At 69.2% G+C, this 17018-nt stretch carries 13 protein-coding genes; 4 read left to right on the top strand and 9 right to left on the bottom strand.

From position 1 onward, the window contains the following. Positions 1-9 precede the first annotated feature (9 nt). The 3 genes from U8D42_RS19305 to U8D42_RS19295 are packed head-to-tail and all read right to left on the bottom strand — an operon-like array spanning position 10 to position 3265. Entirely contained in the window at positions 10-1005 is a 996-nt protein-coding gene (locus U8D42_RS19305; RefSeq protein WP_322858570.1) for an NAD-dependent epimerase/dehydratase family protein, read from the bottom strand. A 29-nt stretch (positions 1006-1034) separates the two neighbouring features. Next, a complete protein-coding gene (locus U8D42_RS19300) occupies positions 1035-2477 on the bottom strand; it encodes an amidase family protein (protein WP_322858571.1) in 1443 nt (480 codons plus the stop codon). 47 nt (positions 2478-2524) lie between these two features. Then, positions 2525-3265: an MBL fold metallo-hydrolase gene (locus tag U8D42_RS19295; RefSeq protein ID WP_322858572.1), complete on the bottom strand. Its 741-nt coding sequence runs from the start codon at positions 3263-3265 to the stop codon at positions 2525-2527. Between the two features lie 29 nt (positions 3266-3294). Here U8D42_RS19295 and fgd point away from each other — a divergent pair, with 29 nt between their 5' ends. Genes fgd through U8D42_RS19280 form a run of 3 tightly spaced genes read left to right on the top strand, consistent with a single transcriptional unit; the run spans position 3295 to position 7526 of the window. Beyond that, a complete protein-coding gene (fgd, locus tag U8D42_RS19290) occupies positions 3295-4305 on the top strand; it encodes a glucose-6-phosphate dehydrogenase (coenzyme-F420) (RefSeq protein ID WP_322858573.1) in 1011 nt (336 codons plus the stop codon). After that, positions 4298-6376 (top strand): phosphate acetyltransferase, encoded by a 2079-nt coding sequence (pta, locus tag U8D42_RS19285; RefSeq protein ID WP_322858574.1) that lies wholly within the window; start codon positions 4298-4300, stop codon positions 6374-6376. The genes fgd and pta overlap by 8 nt, the downstream gene beginning before the upstream one ends. Beyond that, the gene (locus U8D42_RS19280; RefSeq protein ID WP_431523792.1) at positions 6369-7526 is read left to right on the top strand and encodes an acetate kinase; all 1158 of its coding nucleotides are present in this window, start codon (positions 6369-6371) and stop codon (positions 7524-7526) included. The genes pta and U8D42_RS19280 overlap by 8 nt, the downstream gene beginning before the upstream one ends. Here U8D42_RS19280 and U8D42_RS19275 read toward each other — a convergent pair. Genes U8D42_RS19275 through U8D42_RS19265 form a run of 3 tightly spaced genes read right to left on the bottom strand, consistent with a single transcriptional unit; the run spans position 7515 to position 10930 of the window. Next, positions 7515-8696 (bottom strand): DUF1501 domain-containing protein, encoded by a 1182-nt coding sequence (locus tag U8D42_RS19275; RefSeq protein WP_322858575.1) that lies wholly within the window; start codon positions 8694-8696, stop codon positions 7515-7517. The genes U8D42_RS19280 and U8D42_RS19275 overlap by 12 nt on opposite strands. 10 nt (positions 8697-8706) lie before the next feature. Next, complete coding sequence (locus U8D42_RS19270; protein WP_322858576.1) at positions 8707-10020, bottom strand: DUF1800 domain-containing protein; 1314 nt, start codon at positions 10018-10020, stop codon at positions 8707-8709. A gap of 22 nt (positions 10021-10042) precedes the next feature. After that, entirely contained in the window at positions 10043-10930 is an 888-nt protein-coding gene (locus tag U8D42_RS19265) for a hypothetical protein (RefSeq protein ID WP_322858577.1), read from the bottom strand. Between the two features lie 133 nt (positions 10931-11063). Between U8D42_RS19265 and U8D42_RS19260 the strand changes: the two genes are divergently transcribed. Continuing rightward, positions 11064-12317, top strand: coding sequence for a low temperature requirement protein A (locus tag U8D42_RS19260; RefSeq protein ID WP_322858578.1), 1254 nt, complete (start codon positions 11064-11066; stop codon positions 12315-12317). Here the strand turns inward: U8D42_RS19260 and U8D42_RS19255 are convergent. From U8D42_RS19255 to glnX, 3 genes are read right to left on the bottom strand one after another with little or no spacing between them, the layout of a single operon-like run. Further along, positions 12314-14596 (bottom strand): serine/threonine-protein kinase PknG, encoded by a 2283-nt coding sequence (locus tag U8D42_RS19255; protein ID WP_322858579.1) that lies wholly within the window; start codon positions 14594-14596, stop codon positions 12314-12316. The genes U8D42_RS19260 and U8D42_RS19255 overlap by 4 nt on opposite strands. Continuing rightward, the gene (locus U8D42_RS19250) at positions 14596-15573 is read right to left on the bottom strand and encodes a glutamate ABC transporter substrate-binding protein (RefSeq protein ID WP_322858580.1); all 978 of its coding nucleotides are present in this window, start codon (positions 15571-15573) and stop codon (positions 14596-14598) included. The genes U8D42_RS19255 and U8D42_RS19250 overlap by 1 nt, the downstream gene beginning before the upstream one ends. After that, positions 15573-16892, bottom strand: coding sequence for a protein kinase G-activating protein GlnX (glnX, locus tag U8D42_RS19245; RefSeq protein ID WP_322858581.1), 1320 nt, complete (start codon positions 16890-16892; stop codon positions 15573-15575). The genes U8D42_RS19250 and glnX overlap by 1 nt, the downstream gene beginning before the upstream one ends. Positions 16893-17018: the final 126 nt, after the last annotated feature.

Below are 17018 nucleotides of genomic sequence, written 5' to 3'. Positions count from 1 at the left end.
GCCGGCGGGTCAGGCGTCTTTTGGGGACCGGATCATGCCGCGGGCGCGAAACCAGCTGACGGCGTTGCGGATCGCGGGCTCGATCGGGGCCAGCACGTAGCCCAGTTCCCGCACCGCCTTGTCGCTGCGGTACCGGTAACGGTCGGTGTAGGCGTATCCGACCGACATCGAGTTCACCGTGGTTTCCCGGCCGGTGACGGCCTCGATCAGGTCGCCGGCCTTGCCCCCGAGCCAGGCGACCGGGTAGGGCAGCTGTCGGCGCGGCGGGTCGACGCCGACGACGCGTGCCACCCGCTCGATGTAGTCGCGATACGTCAGCTCCTGGCCGCCCAGGATGTAGCGCTCACCGCGTTTGCCGCGCAGCCAGGCGGCGATCATCCCGCGCGCCACCTCGCCGACGTCGGCGAAATTGTTGTATCCCGGTGTCCAGTAAGGGATTTTGCGGTTCGCGATCTCGATGATCAGGCGGCCGGAGCTGGGCCTGGCGTCGCGCGGGCCGACCAGGTAGGTGGGGTTGACGATGACCGCATCCAGGTCGTCGCACGCCGCGCGCACCAGGAGTTCGCCGCGCCGTTTGGTGACCGGATAGGCCCCCGCCAGCCCAGCCTGCTCCCATCCCCACGGGGTCTGCTCGTCGGCGGGTGAGCCGTCGGAGGTGGGTCCGATCGTGTTCGCCGTCGAGGTGTGCACGAGCCGTGGGGTGCCGACGGCGATCGCGGCTTCGACCACGGCCCGCGTCGCGTCGACGTTGACGGCCGAAACGGCGGGCGTGACCGTTCGCCTGGTCGAAACGCATGCGGCGCAATGAAATACGACGTCAGCGCCGGCGAACACGTCGCGGAGTTCGGCGGCCGAACCGAGGTCGGCGGGAACCCACGTGACCGGGAGGTCGGACAGCGAACCGGTATCGGTGCTCGCGCGTCGCGTCGCGGTGACGGTGTGGCCCCCCGCGATCAGCTCGGCGGCCAGGTTGGCTCCCAGCAGCCCGCTTGCTCCGGTGATCACGGCGTGCGACATCGCTTCGGGGCTCCGGTTCAGGCCGGGGCGCGGTACCGCGCGGCCGGCGGCTGGCGGTGGGCCCAGGGTCGCGCCGATTCCAGTTGCGCGGCAAGCGAAACGAGGGTGGATCCGTCGTGGGGGCGGCCCACCAGATGGACGGCTTCGGGCAGGCCGTCGGGCGAGATCCCGGCCGGAATCGACATGGCGGGTTGCCCGGTGAAGTTCTGCGGCGGGGTGAACGGCATGAACGCCAAGGTCCGTGCCAGGGCGCGGCCGGGTCCCAGCCCCTCGAGGTGCCCGACCGGCACCGGCGGCTTGCCCAGCACGGGTGTCATCAGCACGTCGCAGCCGGCGATGGGCCGCAGCCCGCGCTCGCTCAGCCGGTCGCGCGCCGCGAGCGCGCGGCGAGCCAGCCAGTCGGGAACCAGCCGGGCGGTGCGACCCTCCGCGCGGATCCTGCGCTCCAGCAGCTCCGGTGTGGGCAGCCGGTCGATTTCGTGGGCGAGGCCGTTCATCATCAGCGCGAACACCGAGAGGACCGCGGCCGGCGGGTAGCGCGGGTCGAGCTCGACGACCTCGTGGCCGAGCGAGCGCAGCAACTCGGCGGTCTCGAGCACCGGTCGGCGCACCTCCTCGCTGACCGGCACGGGCACCACCGGCTTGAACGACATGGCGATCCGCAGCCGGCGCGGCGCGCGCGAGACGGCGTCGGTCAGCGGCGGCACCGGCGGCGGGAAGGGGATCTCGTCGTCGGGCTCCGGGCCGGTCATCGCGTCGTGCAGCAGCGCCGCGTCGGCCACGCTGCGGGCCAGCGTCCCGACGTGATGCAGCCCGTGGAAGCGGTAGGCCCGCTCGGGCGACTGCTTGGTGCTGATCCATCCGCGCTGGCCCTTGAGGCCCACCAGTCCGCAGCAGGCGGCCGGGATGCGGATCGACCCGCCCCCGTCGGTGCCCAGGGCCCCGGGCACCAGGCCGGCCGCCACCGCGGCCGCCGAACCGCCGCTGGAACCTCCCGTTGTCCGGTGCGGGTGCCACGGGTTGCGGGTCACCCCCCACGTCGGCGATTCGCACATGGGGTAGGCGCCGAACTCGGGCAGGTGCGTCTTGCCGACGATCACCGCCCCGGCGGCCCGCAGCCGCCGCACGGCGGCGCTGTCGGTGCTCGCCGGGCCCGTGTCAATCCCGGTGCCGCACATCGACGAAACGCCCGCGACGTCGGTGTCGTCCTTGACGGCGATCGGGACGCCGGCCAGCGGCAGCGTCTCCCCGGCGGCCAGTCGGCGTTCGACGTGCGCCGCCTCCGCCATCGCCCGATCGGCCAGCACCACCCGAAACGCGTTCAGCACCGGGTCCAGCCGCGCGATCCGCTCCAGGTGCAGCGCCACCAGCTCCCGCGGCGAAACCTCACGATCGCGCACCAACCGCGCCTGCAGCGAAACCCCGGCAAAGATCAGGTCATGCTCGTCCACGGTGGTCATCCGTGCCCTTTCGCGCCCACCCCCAGCCGAGTGTAGGCGCACCTTCCTCAGGCGCCGGCCAGCGCGAGCGCCGCGGCCGTCGCCTCCCGGATCGGGCCCCGCCACACGTCGCCGTGCCCCGGCAGCAGGACCTCGGTGTCCAGCAGCGCCAGCGCGGACAGGGTGCGCAGGCAATCCTGTTGGCTGTAGCTGAAAATCGCCGGCAGCAGCTGCGGCCCGCGGTGCCGCAACAGGGGATGGCCGGTGATCAGCGCGTCGCCGCTGACCAGCACGCCGTCGACCAGGTACGAGCAGTGCCCGTTGGTGTGGCCGGGACTGAAAACGGGGCGGGGTTGACCGGGCAGGCCGGCGGCCGCCTCGGCGGTCAGCGGCTGCGCGGTGGGGATGCCGTCGCGGATCAGGCCGCCGCTGCGGACCACGTGGGCGGTCCACCGCGCCCAGCGCGGGCGCCAAATCCGCAGTGCCACATCGATGGTCGACACCTGCTCCAGGTACTCCCGCTTGGCGTGGCCCACCTCGTCGGCGTGGCAGTACACCGGCACGCCGTGCTCGCGGGCGAACCAGATCGCCGATCCCAGGTGGTCGATGTGGGCGTGGGTCAACAGGACGGCGCGCACGTCGGCCACGCCGTAGCCCAGCTTGGCCAGCGAGGCCAGCACGTCCTCGCGGTCCCCGGGATAGCCGGCGTCGATCAGCATGACGCCGGCGCCGTCGGCGACCAGCGTCCAGTTCACCGCGTGCCCCTGAGCGAGGTACACGGTGTCGGTGACCTGAACTAGCTGCGCCATGCCCATCAGCGTAGGAGTAGAAATGACCCGTGGCTGAACTGAAACTTGGGTACAAGGCATCCGCGGAACAATTCGCACCGCGTGAACTCGTCGAACTCGCCGTCGCCGCCGAAGGTCACGGCATGGACAGCGCGACCGTCAGCGACCACTTCCAGCCGTGGCGGCACGAGGGCGGGCACGCGCCGTTCTCGCTGGCGTGGATGACCGCCGTCGGCGAACGCACCGAGCGGATCGTGCTGGGCACCTCGGTGCTCACGCCGACCTTCCGCTACAACCCCGCGGTCGTCGCGCAGGCCTTCGCCACCATGGCCTGCCTGTACCCGGACCGGATCTTCCTCGGTGTGGGCACCGGCGAGGCGCTCAACGAGATCGCCACCGGATACGAGGGCGAGTGGCCGGAGTTCAAGGAGCGGTTCGCCCGGCTGCGCGAATCGGTCCGGCTGATGCGCGAGCTGTGGCGCGGCGACCGCGTCGACTTCGACGGCGAGTACTACCGGCTCAAGGGCGCCTCGATCTACGACGTGCCCCAGGGCGGTGTGCCCATCTACATCGCCGCGGGCGGCCCGGCGGTGGCCAAGTACGCCGGGCGGGCCGGGGACGGCTTCATCTGCACCTCCGGCAAGGGCGAGGAGCTGTACCAGGACAAGCTGATGCCGGCGGTGCAAGAGGGCGCGGCGGCCGCCGAGCGCAATGTCGACGACGTCGACAAGATGATCGAGATCAAGATCTCCTACGACCCGGACCCCGAGCTGGCGCTGGAGAACACCCGGTTCTGGGCGCCGCTGTCGCTGACCGCAGAGCAGAAGCACAGCATCGACGATCCGATCGAGATGGAGAAGGCCGCCGACGCGTTGCCGATCGAGCAGGTCGCCAAGCGCTGGATCGTCGCGTCCGATCCCGACGAGGCCGTCGAGAAGGTCAAGCAGTACGTCGACTGGGGGCTCAACCACCTGGTGTTCCACGCCCCGGGCCACGACCAGCGCCGGTTCCTGGAGCTCTTCGAAAAGGACCTGGCCCCCAGGCTGCGGCGACTTGCCTGAGCCCTCGGCTATCTACATCGCCGCTCCGGAACCGGAGACCGGCAAGTCGACGGTCGCGCTGGCGCTGCTGCACCGGTTGACCGCAACCGTCGCCAAGGTAGGCGTGTTCCGGCCCATCACCCGGGTCACCGACGGTAAGGATCGCGACTACATCCTGGACCTGCTGCTGCGGCACACCACCGCGGGCCTGTCCTACGAGCAGTGCGTCGGCGTGACGTATCAGCAGTTGCACGCCGACAGCGACGCCGCGATCGCCACCATCGTCGACGCCTATCACGCGATGGCCGACGACTGCGACGCGGTGGTGATCGTCGGCAGCGACTACACCGACGTCGCGCAGCCCGCCGAGCTCTCGGTCAACGCCCGGATCGCCGTCAACCTCGGCGCGCCGGTGCTGCTCACGGTCAGCGGCCGGGGCCGCACCCCCGACGAGGTGGCGCGCGTCGTCGAGGCGTGCCTGGCCGAGTTGACCGTCCAGCGCGCCCACGCCGCGGCGGTGGTGGCCAACCGCTGCGACCCGGCGCGGCTGGGGGAGGTCGCCGAGGCGCTGGAGGCCTTCACCCAGCGCAGCTACGTGCTGCCCGAGGAGCCGCTGCTGTCCGCGCCGACGGTGGCCGAACTCGAAAGGGCGGTCGACGGAAGGCCGGTCAGCGGCGAGGCGTCGCTGCGCGAGCGCGAGGTCACCGGCGTGCTGGTCGCCGGGATGACCGCCGACCACGTCCTGGAGCGGCTTCGCGACGGCATGGCGGTCATCACCCCCGGTGACCGGTCGGATGTGGTGCTCGCCGTGGCCAGCGCCCATGCGGCCGAAGGCTTTCCGTCCCTGTCATGCATCGTCCTCAACGGCGGCTTCCCGCTGCACCCGTCCATCGCGGCGCTGGTCGCCGGCCTGCGGCTGCGGCTACCGATCGTCGCCACCGCGCTGGGCACCTACGACGTCGCCAGCGCGGCCGCCGCGGCCCGCGGCCGCGTCACGGCGAACTCCCAGCGCAAGATCGACACCGCGCTGGAGTTGATGGAACGCTACGTCGACGTCTCGGATCTGCTTGAGCAGCTTGCTATTCCGATACCGACCGTGACCACGCCGCAGATGTTCATCCACCGGCTGACGCTCCAGGCCCGGGCGGATCGCAAGCACATCGTGCTGCCCGAGGGGGACGACGACCGCATCCTCAAGTCGGCCGGCCGCGTGCTGCAGCGCCGCGTCGCCGACCTGACCGTGCTGGGCGACGAGGCGCAGATCCGCCAGCGCTCCGGCGAACTCGGCGTGGACCTCGACGGCGCGCAGGTGATCGACCCGCGCACCAGCGATCTGCGCTTCCGGTTCGCCGACCAGTACGCCGAATTGCGCAAGGCCAAGGGCGTCACCGTCGAGCACGCCCGCGAGATCATGTGCGACGCCACCTATTTCGGTACGATGATGGTGTACAACGGCATGGTCGACGGCATGGTGTCCGGCGCCGCCCACACCACGGCGCACACCGTGCGCCCGGCCTTCGAGATCATCAAGACCGTCCCCGACGTCTCCACCGTGTCCAGCATCTTCCTGATGTGCCTGCCCGATCGGGTACTGGCCTACGGCGACTGCGCGATCATCCCCAATCCGACGCCCGAGCAGCTGGCCGACATCGCGATCTCCTCCGCGCGCACCGCGGCACAATTCGGCATCGAGCCGCGGGTCGCGATGCTGTCCTACTCCACCGGTGAGTCCGGCACCGGCGCCGATGTCGAAAAGGTCAGGAAAGCAACGGAATTGGTTCGGCGCAGGGAGCCGCAACTGCCCGTCGAGGGGCCCATCCAGTACGACGCCGCGATAGAGCCGTCGGTCGCGGCCACCAAGCTGCGTGACTCGGCGGTCGCCGGCCGCGCCACGGTGCTGATCTTCCCCGACCTGAACACCGGCAACAACACCTACAAGGCCGTCCAGCGCAGCGCCGGGGCGATCGCGATCGGGCCGGTGCTGCAGGGCCTGCGCAAGCCGGTGAACGACCTGTCCCGCGGCGCTTTGGTCGAGGACATCGTGAACACCGTCGCCATCACCGCGATTCAGGCGCAGGGCGTCCGTGGCTAGCGCTGACCGGGTCGTGCTGGTCATCAACTCCGGCTCGTCCTCGCTGAAATACCAGTTGCTCGACCCCGACTCCGGCACGGCCCGGGCGACCGGGAACGTCGAGCGGATCGGCGAGCAGTCCTCGCCCGTCCGCGACCACGACGCCGCACTGCGTCAGGCGTTCGACACGCTGTCGCGGCAGGGCATCGACCTGCGTGCCTGCGGCCTGGTGGCGGTGGGCCACCGAGTGGTGCACGGCGGCAACACCTTCTACCGGCCCACGCCGGTGGATGACGCGGTGATCGACAAGCTCGACGAGTTGTCGGAGCTGGCGCCGCTGCACAATCCGCCCGCGGTCAAGGGCATCGAGGTGGCGCGCAAGCTGCTGCCCGACGTTCCGCACATCGCGGTCTTCGACACCGCGTTCTTCCACGACATGCCGCCCGCGGCCGCGACCTACGCCATCGACCGCGGGTTGGCCGAGCGCTGGAAGATCCGCCGCTACGGGTTTCACGGCACGTCGCACCGGTACGTGAGCCAGCAGGCCGCCACATTCCTGGGCCGGCCGCTGCAGAGCCTGAAACAGATTGTGCTGCACCTGGGTAACGGCTGCTCGGCCTCCGCGATCGCAGGCACCCGGCCGCTGGACACCTCGATGGGCCTGACGCCGCTGGAGGGCCTGGTGATGGGCACCCGCAGCGGCGACATCGACCCCAGCATCGTCAGCTACCTGTGCCACATGGCCAAGATGGGCGTCGACGAGGTCGAGTCCATGCTCAACCAGCGGTCGGGGGTGCTCGGCCTGTCCGGCGAGCGTGACTTCCGGCGACTGCGCGCCATGATCGAATCCGGTGACACCGCAGCGCAATTGGCCTACAGCGTGTTCACCCACCGGCTGCGCAAGTACATCGGCGCCTACCTGGCGGTGCTCGGGCATACCGATATCATCACCTTCACCGCCGGCATCGGGGAGAACGACGCGGCGGTCCGCCGCGACGCAGTGTCGGGGCTGGAGGAGCTGGGCGTGGTGCTCGACGAGCGCCGCAACCTCGGCGGCGGCAGGGGCGCCCGGCAGATCTCCGCCGACGAATCCCCGATCGCCGTGCTGGTGATCCCGACCAACGAGGAGTTGGCCATCGCCCGCGACTGCGTGAGCGCGCTAAGCGGTTAGGAAGCCGAGGCTCTTCCGTCCGGAGCCCACTGACGGTGCGGGATCCGTCCCCACGGTCCGCGCGAGCAGCTCGTGGTACACATCGCGAAAGTCGTTGGTGTACTTCAAGTCCCCGTTATCGAGGTCGGTCAGGCTGGGTTCGTCGCCGTAGAAACCGCCCCGAACGGGCGCGCCCGCGACGAAGACGGGACCGGCCGTGCCGTGATCGGTGCCCTGGGACGCGTTGGCGCGGACCCGTCGGCCGAACTCCGAATACGCGACGACGACGACGTTGCGGCCGGCGACCCGTTGCAGGAACGAGGTCACCGCCTCGTCGAACGCCGCGAGCAGGCGCTGCTGTGTGCCCCGTTCCCCGGCGTGCGTGTCGAAACCGCCCAACTGCGCCGTGTACACGCGCGTCGGCACGCGCGCTCGCACCGCCTCAGCCACCAAGTGTAGCTGCGCGGACAGAGAATTTCGTTGGCTGCCCGTAGCTTTCACCGACCCGAAGGTCTTGGCGGTGGTGTGGGCGGCCCGGTAGGCCTTGCACACCGCGGCCATCGCTGGGGTGTCGTCGGGGTCGTCGGCACCCAGCGCGCCCATCAGCGTGTCGAGGCCCTGTCGGGGCGGCTCCGGAGCCATGGAAAGCGCTGCGGCGGTGTGCTTTTCGCCCACTGCGAGTGGCGGAAGGACGGGCCCGATGTTGACCGCCCGCAGCGGGTCGTCGCCGGTGGCGTCGAGCCAACGGCCGATCCAGCCTGTCGACACGGGCTCGGCGGGCGACGCCGTCTGCCAGATATCCATGGACCGGAAGTGACTGTGGTCGGGCCGCGGATAACCGACGCCGCGCACGATGGCGAGTTGCCGCCGCCCCCACAACTGCGCCAGGCCCTTCAGGGCGGGGTTGAGACCCAGCGCCTCGTCGAGCTGCAGGACGTCACCTGGGGCGTAGGCCAGTTCGGGCCGGGCATCGTGATACGCGTTGTCGGCGTACGGGATCAGGGTATTAACACCGTCATTGCCGCCGTAGAGGGTGACCAGCACCAGCACGCCCGCGCCGTCGGCCAGCGGTCGATCCTCGGCCGCGCGCATCAGGTCGGGCCAGCTGACCGCCACCGCCGTCGACAACAGGCCGGCCGCGCCCACCCCCGCGCTGGCGACCAGGAATCTGCGGCGGTTCATCTCGGGCATCATGTTCTCGCTAGGACGTCAGGTATTCGGGGGTGTTGACCGCGGCCGCGACCAGTTGCGGAGGGTTGCGCACCAGGGGCTGCAGCGCATCGGCGCTCCGGTCCGACCAGTCGCCGACGCCGATCAGGTAGCCGACCGCGTCGATGCGGTCACCGACGGCGGCGCTCTCGACGCCGGACAGGTCGCCGGCGTGCGCGAGCCGGCCGGCCGCCCGCAGGCGCGCCTCGGCGCTGGCCGTGGACAGCCACACCTGACCCCGTGGCCAGCCGCCGACGCTCGGCGGATAGAACGGCCGCTGCCCGAGCGCGCGCAACGTCGCGTCGGCGAGCTTCCGGGTGGACGGGTCGAGGGGCACCCGCAGCGCCCGCATGACGCCGACGAGCCATTCGACCGGCGGGTTGACGACAGTGGCCCGTCCGTGGACGAATTCGTCGTCAGTGAGGATCGCCCGGGTCAGTGCGCGCAGGTTCCGGCCCGGGCCGTACGCGGAGACGAGCCTGTCGAGTGCGGGGCGCGACGGCGGATCGTCGGACGCCAACTGCCGCCACAGCCGTTCCGCGACATACTCCGCCGACTTCGGTTGCGCCAGCACGGCATCGCAGAACCCGGCGGCGTCGAAGTCGCGCGTCTGCCCGAACAGCGTCTTCGCCGTGCCGTCATGCCGTTTGGGGGCCAGCGACGTGTGGCCGTCGGCACCGATCACCCACCCCGTCAGCGCGCGGGCGCCGTTGCGCACGTCGTCCTCCGTGTAGCCGTTGTCGTGGCCCAGGGTGAACAGCTCCATGAACTCCCGCGCGAGGTTCTCATTCGGTGCCCTGGCGGTGCTGCTCTGCCCGTCCAGCCAGCGCAGCATCGCGGCGTCGGTCAGCATCGCGTACGCCAGGGCGCGGAAGTTACCCAGCGACAGGGTGCGCAGCTTCTGGTTCTGTGCGGCCATGTACGCCGCGGCCCGGACCTTCTGTGCCGAGGTGGCGAAGTGGTTGTGCCACAACAGGGTCAGCTTTTCCCCAACCGGTTGCCGCACGCTGATCATGCGGCTCAGCCACCAGTCCGACAGCGCGCGCTGCTGCTCGGAAAGCTGACCGTTGTATTGCTTGCGGGCCGCCGGCGTCGCGCCCTTGCCGGGCGCGCGCGGCGCCTGCAGGGAGGGCATCGGGGTGGCGATCGCGCCCGGGTCCGCATCAGGGTTGGCGCCCAGCATGGTATCGATTTGGCTCGGCCAGTCTCGGGCTAGGGCAGCGTCGACCTCGGGCCCGGTCACCCCGAACCCGGCGCGACGCAGCCCGCGGGCGGTGCTGATCCACCGCGTCGACTCCCCCGGCATGGATTAACTGTGCGGCATGAACCTATGTTTTGTCTGTGCGTCCACGGGTCGAACCGTGGGCGGGTAGCAGGTTGCGGAGCGCCCGGGCCGGCACTCTGGGTTTCTGGTGCCAGCCCTCGGTGTCGTGGTAGTCCCAGGCGTAGGCGGGCACCGAATCTCTCACCAAAGTGCTCGTTTCGGGGATGGCTAGTTCCCGCGCGGACCATGCGTAAAGCTCCCCGATCCGTGGCACGATCACTCCGATGTCAAGGAGACGACTAAATCTGTTCTCGTTGCTGATGTAACCCTGGAGGTCTCCTCGCAGGGGGTATTTGTCCGGCAATACGCGGGACAGCGACATAAAAATGCCCGTAACCGTCAGTCGCGGGTCACCGAGCAGCGGGGCGACCGGCCATAGCCAGCTCATCGCCAGGCGGGGTACAGCCACCAGCGCGTGGGCGTAGAGGACCCGGATCAGCACGAGATTGATGAAGAATCGCTCCACGCGCGACTCTGCTTCTGCAAGGTCGCGGTGATCGAGGTAGGCCTGCACGATGGTGGTGTTGTGCGCGCGATACCAAGTCCGCACCGACGGGTGGCGGGCAAACTCGACTGACTGCACGACGCTTGAACACGATATCGGGCCGCCAAGGCCGAGCAGATGCCCGCGGGCTTCTGCGGTGTCGCGTAGCAACCGTTCATTGATGGCCCGCCACCACGGACTGCCCGGTTTTGGATCGTTCACCGGGCGAAGCAGGCCACGGCGCAGCTCCCAGGCCATAAACGCCAATGCCGCGCGCCGGTAAGGCAAATGCAGCTCGGGCCTGCCGGGTGGCGCTTCGTATAGCGATGCCATCAGCGCCAGCCGTGCCGCAGGGTCTTCGCGCACCGCCGCGACCTGTGCGTCGGCATGGTCGGCTGCGCTGGACATGTCGCGACCAATCTAACGGTTTTCGAGCTATCAGGCTTGTTCGAATGACGTCGTGGTGTGGGCGCTCGCCCAGCCCACCAACGTCTTCCCGCCCGTTATGGGTGTGAAATGTAGCCGGAAAGGACGGGATCATATGACCGAGCCCCAGCGGCAGCGAAGGATTACGGCGGCGCATCGGGTCCGCCCGATGTCGGGGCGGGACCCGCAGGAAGAGCACCGCGCGGCGACGCCCCTGGAGCTACTGTTCGACTTGACGTTCGTCGTCGCCTTCGGCATCGCCGCATCGCAATTCGCGCACGCGCTGGCCGAGGATCACATCGGCCCGGGGCTGCTCGCTTTCACGTTCGCCTGGTTCGCGATCGGCTGGGCGTGGATCAATTTCACCTGGTTCGCGTCTGCCTACGACACCGATGACTGGATATACCGCATTATGACCATGCTGCAAATGGTTGGCGTCATCATCGTCGCGCTCGGCTTGCCGCAGATGTTCGCGTCAGTCGGGCACGGCCGCCACCTCGACAACAGTGTCTTGGTGGCGGGGTATGTGGTCATGCGAATTGCATTGGTGGGACAGTGGTTACGGGCCGCCAAGCGCGATCACGTTCACCGCTCCGCATGCCTGACCTACGCAGGATGGGTCACCGTAACGCAGATCGGCTGGATTGGCACCATCTTCCTGCACACGTCCATGCCCGTGACCTTGGTGCTCGTGTTGCTGCTGATCCTCATGGAAACGACGGGCCCCGTGGCGGCCGAGACTCGTATGGGCGGCACGCCGTGGCACGCACATCACATCGCCGAACGCTATGGCCTGTTTGCAATCATCGCATTGGGCGAGGGCATGGTCGGAGCGGTTGCGTCACTGTCGGCGGTCGTCAGCGCCCAAGGCTGGACGCTCGAGGCCGTATTGGTGGCGGTGGCCGGCACGGGCCTGACGTTCGGCATGTGGTGGGTGTATTTCATGGTGCCACAAGCGGATTTGTTGCACGCGCACCGTGAGCGGTCCTTCTGGGTTGGTTACTTCCAGCTGGTGGTGTTCGGTTCTATCGTTGCGGCCGGTGCGGGACTACACGCCGCCGCCTATTACATCCAACACCAATCTGGGTTGACTTCAGTCGGAACGGTGTTGGCGGTGGCCATCCCGATTGGGGTCTATGTCGCCTCGATGTACGTCCTGTATGTGGTCCTGGTGCGCACCGTCGACACTGTCCACTTCCTGCTCGTATGGCTCAGCACAGCTGTGCTGGCCGGTGCGGTCTTGCTCGCTGACGCAGGGGTGTCGATGGCCACCTGCCTGCTGGTCGTCATGCTGGCACCGATGGTGGCGGTTGTCGGGTACGAGCTGTTGGGGCATGGGCCTACGGCGGAAGCACCGGCGCAGCCCTAGAACGTGCTCGTGGGCCGCACCTTGTTCGCCATGTCGACCAGCGCGTAGCGGTGCCGTTGGGTGGGGGCGACGCGGGCCAGATTGCGCAGCGCCGCCTCCACGCCCAGCCGCAGCCCGTGCTCGGTGAACGGGAAGCCGAGGATGTGGTTGGTGCTGGCCTTGTTGTCCTCCAGCCAGTCCATGGCGCAGCCCAGCACCAGCGCGCGGATCTGCAGCACGCGTGGTTCGGTGGGCGGCAGTGCCTCTACACGCCGGGCGGCGTCGCGGATGTCCTCCTCGGTGATCTCGCTCTTCGTCCGCCCGGACAGCAGCGTCACCGCACTGGTCAGCCGCGCGGTGGTGAAATGCCTTGAGGTGGGCGGCACCTCGTCCAGCGTGCGCACGGCGGCGGCTCGATCGCCTTCGGCGGAAAGCCATCTGGCCAGACCGAAGGCGGCCGAGATCACCCCGTCGTTGGTATTCCACACGGTCTGGTAATACTTCTGATTGTCGACGTTGCCGGCCAGCTCGGCGGTGGCGGCCAGTGCCAGCTTGGGCGCCAGCTCGCCCGGGAACGTGTCCAGCACCTCGGTGAAATGCGTTGTGGCGGAGTCGTAGTCGCCGGTCAGAAGCTCCGAGACGGCCCGGTACCAGACCAACCGCCACTGCCAGCCCACCCGCTCGGCCAGGTCGTCCAGCTTCCTGGTGGCCTTGGCCACGTCGCCCAGGTCCAGCAGCGCGCGGACCTCCATCAGCGGCAACTCGATCGACTCGGACACCTCGACGCCGTCGGCGTCCAGCGTGCCGTGGCGGGCGGCGCGCAGCGAATCCAGGGTCTGCACCGGCTGGGAGAGCACCGTCGCCTGCAGGACCGGGGCGGCGACGTCGGCCGGGTCCACCAGCGGCACCTGCAGCGCGGTCACGATCTCGCGGGCCGTCAGCCGCTCCGAGTGGACCTGGCCGTCCAGGTAGACGTCGGTGTGTGCGACCAGCAGGTCCACCCCGAACGTCGAGCGGCTGGGGCTGAAGATGGTCGACAGCCCGGGCCGCGGCACCCCGGTGTCCTGGGCCACCACCTCCCGCAGCACGCCCATCAGCTGCGCGGACATCTCCTCCGTGGTGGCGAAGCGGCGCCGCGGGTCGGGGTCGGTGGCCCGGCGCAGCAGCCGGCGGTAGGAGTCGTACTTCGTCAGCACGGGATCGTCTTCGGGCAGGCCGTCGACGTAGCGGCCGTTGCGGGTGGGCAGGTTCACCGTGAGCGCGGCCAGGGTGCGGCCGACGGTGTAGATGTCGGTGGCGATCGTCGGGCCGGTGCGCACGATCTCGGGCGCCTGGAAGCCGGGGGTGCCGTAGAGATAGCCGAACGAATTGACCCGCGACACCGCGCCCAGGTCGATGAGCTTGAGTTGCTCCTCGGTGAGCATGATGTTCTCCGGCTTGAGGTCGTTGTAGACCAGGCCGATCGAGTGCAGATAGGTCAGGGCCGGCAGGATCTCCAGCAGGTAGGCGATGGCCTCGGCGACGGGCAGCTTCTGGTCCTTGCCGTGCTTGAGCGGCTGCCCGCCGATGTACTCCATGACGATGTAGCCGACCGGGTTGCCGTTCCGGTCCTTGTGCTCGACGAAGTTGAAGATCTGCACGATCTGCGGGTGCACCACCTCGGCGAGGAACTGCCGTTCGGCCATCGCGATCGCCTGCGCCTCGGCGTCACCGGAGTGCACCAAGCCCTTGAGCACCACCGGGCGGTCGTTGACGTTGTGGTCGACCGCCAGGTACACCCAGCCCAGTCCGCCGTGCGCGATGCAGCCCTTGACCTCGTACTGGTAGGCGACGATGTCTCCCGGATTCAGCTGTGGCAGAAACGAATACGCGCTGCCGCAGGCGGGGCACCAACCCTCCGACTCGCCCTTGACGCCCTTCTTCGACCGGCCGACCGGCTTGCCGCAGTTCCAGCAGAACCGCTTGGCCTCCGGCACCACCGGGTTGGTCATCAACGCCTCGAGCGGGTCGATGTCGCGCACCCGGGGGATCTCGACCAGCCCACCGCCGAGCTGTCTGACCGGCGGCAGCACCCGCGTCCCGATCGTCACCCGGTCTTGCGAATCGCTGTCCAGGGCGCCGAGCGAGATGTGCGGAAAATCGTCATCGTCGTCATCGTCGAAATCGGGACGGAACAGCGCCTGCGTCGCCTGGATCCGGCCCGTCGTCGGGCCGCCGCCCTGGGTGTCCGGCGGTTGGGTGCCCGGGCTCACGTCTTCGGAGCCCGGTTCCGGCCGTTGGGTCTTCTCCGACTCGGTCATCAGTCCAGATACCTTGGCGTGGGCGGGGCGGGCGCGGGCCCCAGCACCGTCAACCACTTGCGGTACAACGTGTTCCACGTCCCGTCCCGGCGGATCCGCTCGAGCGTGCCGTTGACGAACCGCACCAGGCCGGTGTTGGTGAGGTTGACCCCGATGCCGTAGGGCTGGGTGGCCATGTTGGGCCCGACGATGTGCAGGTAGGGGTCTTCCTCGACCAGCCCGGCCAGGATCGAGTCATCGGTGCTGACGGCGTCGATCTCGCGCTGCTGCATCGCCACCAGGCAGTCGGCCCAGTTGACCACCGAGATGATGATGGGCTGCGGGTCGATCTGACGGATCCGGTGCAGCGACGTGGTTCCCTTCGCCACGCAGACCCGCCTGCCGGACAAATCGCTGACCTTGGCGATGGGCGAGTCCCGCGGGGCCAGGATGCGCTGGTTGGCGTCCAGGTAGACGGTGGAGAAGTTGACCTCCTTGCGCCGCTCGCAGGTGATGGTCATGGTCTTGACCACCACGTCGACCTCGGAGTGCTTCAGCGCGGTGACACGCTCGTCGGACGACAGGATGCGGTATTCCACGTGCGACGGGGCGCCGAAGATGTCGCGCGCGATCTCCCCGGCGATGTCAACGTCGAAACCGGTGATCTCCCCGGTGATGGGGTCGCGGAAGCTGAACAGGTTGCTGCCGATGTCCAGCCCGACGATCAGCCGGCCGCGGGCGCGGATGTCGGCGACCGCGGCGTCCGCCTCGGCCTTGGTGGGGAAGGGCCGCAGGCTCGCGGTCAGGTCGCACCCCTGGCTCGGGTCGTCCGGCGGCAGCGGCGGCTCCGGCGCCAATTGCTGCATGCCGACCGGCGTGGGCGGCGGCAGCGTCGGCACTTTGGCCACCGTCAGCGACTCGGTGTGCGAGCAGCCCGCCAGCACGGCCACCGCGGCGAGCGCGGCGCCCGCCCGCCGCAACCGGGCCGGCCGCGTCATTATCGATACTCTTTCAGCCGCGGCCACAGGCCCAGCGCCACCGCGATGGCGGCGCCGAGGCTGAGCACCACGCCGCCGACCTGGGCGCCGGACAGCCCGCTGCGGGCGTTCAGGACGTCGTTGCGCAGGTGGGTGCGGCTCTGGTCCATGGCCTTGACCAGCTGGCCCTCCAGCTTGTCGAACGCCGGGGTGGAATCGTCTTCGCTGCTGCCCAGGGCGACCTGCGTGGCCGCCCGGTAGTTGCCGACCGAGATGTAGGAGTTGATCCGGTCGTTGGCCTGCCGCCAGCGCAGCAGCAGCTGGTCGGCGCCCTGCAGGTCGGGTTTGTCGACGGCGTCGCTGCGCACCATGTACTGGTCGAGCTGTTGGTGCATGGAGTCGATCCGCTCATAGAACGACTGCTTGCGCTTCTCCTCGTCCCCGCGACGGATCAGCGATAGCGTCTCGTCGGCCCGCGCCTGCTGTGCGGTGATCGCGACGTTGGTCACGATCCGCAGCGAGTCGGCGGCGGTGTTCTTGGCGCTACGGCTGGCGGTCGTGGAGATGGTCAGCGCTGTTCCGACCCATACCACCATGACGAGAATAGCGAGGCCGCCCACGACCAGGCCCGGATTGATCCGGCGCCGGGTGCGCCTGGCCAGCCAGCGATGGGCGAAGGCGCCGAAGACCGCGGTGGCGGTGACCACCAGGATGACCGGCGCGGGGATCTGCGTGGACGCGGTGGTTTCCGCGTCCACCCGCTCGGACGTGGCCTGATACAGCTGCGCGGCGTCCGGCAGGATCGTCGATTGCATCAGTCCCGAGGCTTCCGACAGGTACGACGACCCGACCGGGTTGCCCTCCCGGTTGTTGGTCCGCGCTATTTCGATCAGGCCGGTGTAAACGGCCAGTTCGGCGTTGATCCGGCCCAGCAGCTGCACCAGCGGTTCGTCGGTGAGCCCGCTCGACGCCCGGGTCACCGCCACCGCCGCGTCGGTGATGGCCTGCTCGTAGCGCTGCCGCACCGGCGGCGGCTCGGCCTCGGCGATGAACGCCGTGGCCGCCGCCGCGTCGGCCACCGACAGGGTGGTGTAGAGCCGTCCGGCGGCGAACGACAGCGGCTCGGTGTGGTTGAGCACGGTCGTCAGCACCTGCTGGCGGTGGTTGATGGTGGTCGACGTGGCGAAGGCGCAGATGCCGCCGAGCACCGCCAGCACGATGCCGATGGTCAGGATCCGGCCCGGCGTGGTGGAGATGAACCACCAGCGGGGATGGGCTGGCTCGGCCGGCGACCGCGACCCCTGCGGCTCTGTCGACGGGTGCGCCAGCTCAACCGTCACGTGTGATCAGCCCTCATCTTTCGCGGCCACTGGAACGCTGCACGAAACTCTATAAGCGAATTCTAAGAGAATCTTCCGGCGGATGGGCGGAGGCAGACCGATTGACCAGGCGATCACCCGCATATC

It is taken from the genome of Mycobacterium europaeum, assembly GCF_034555895.2.
Classification (GTDB): Bacteria; Actinomycetota; Actinomycetes; order Mycobacteriales; family Mycobacteriaceae; genus Mycobacterium; species Mycobacterium europaeum.
This window is presented reverse-complemented; position numbering and strand designations above follow the sequence as displayed.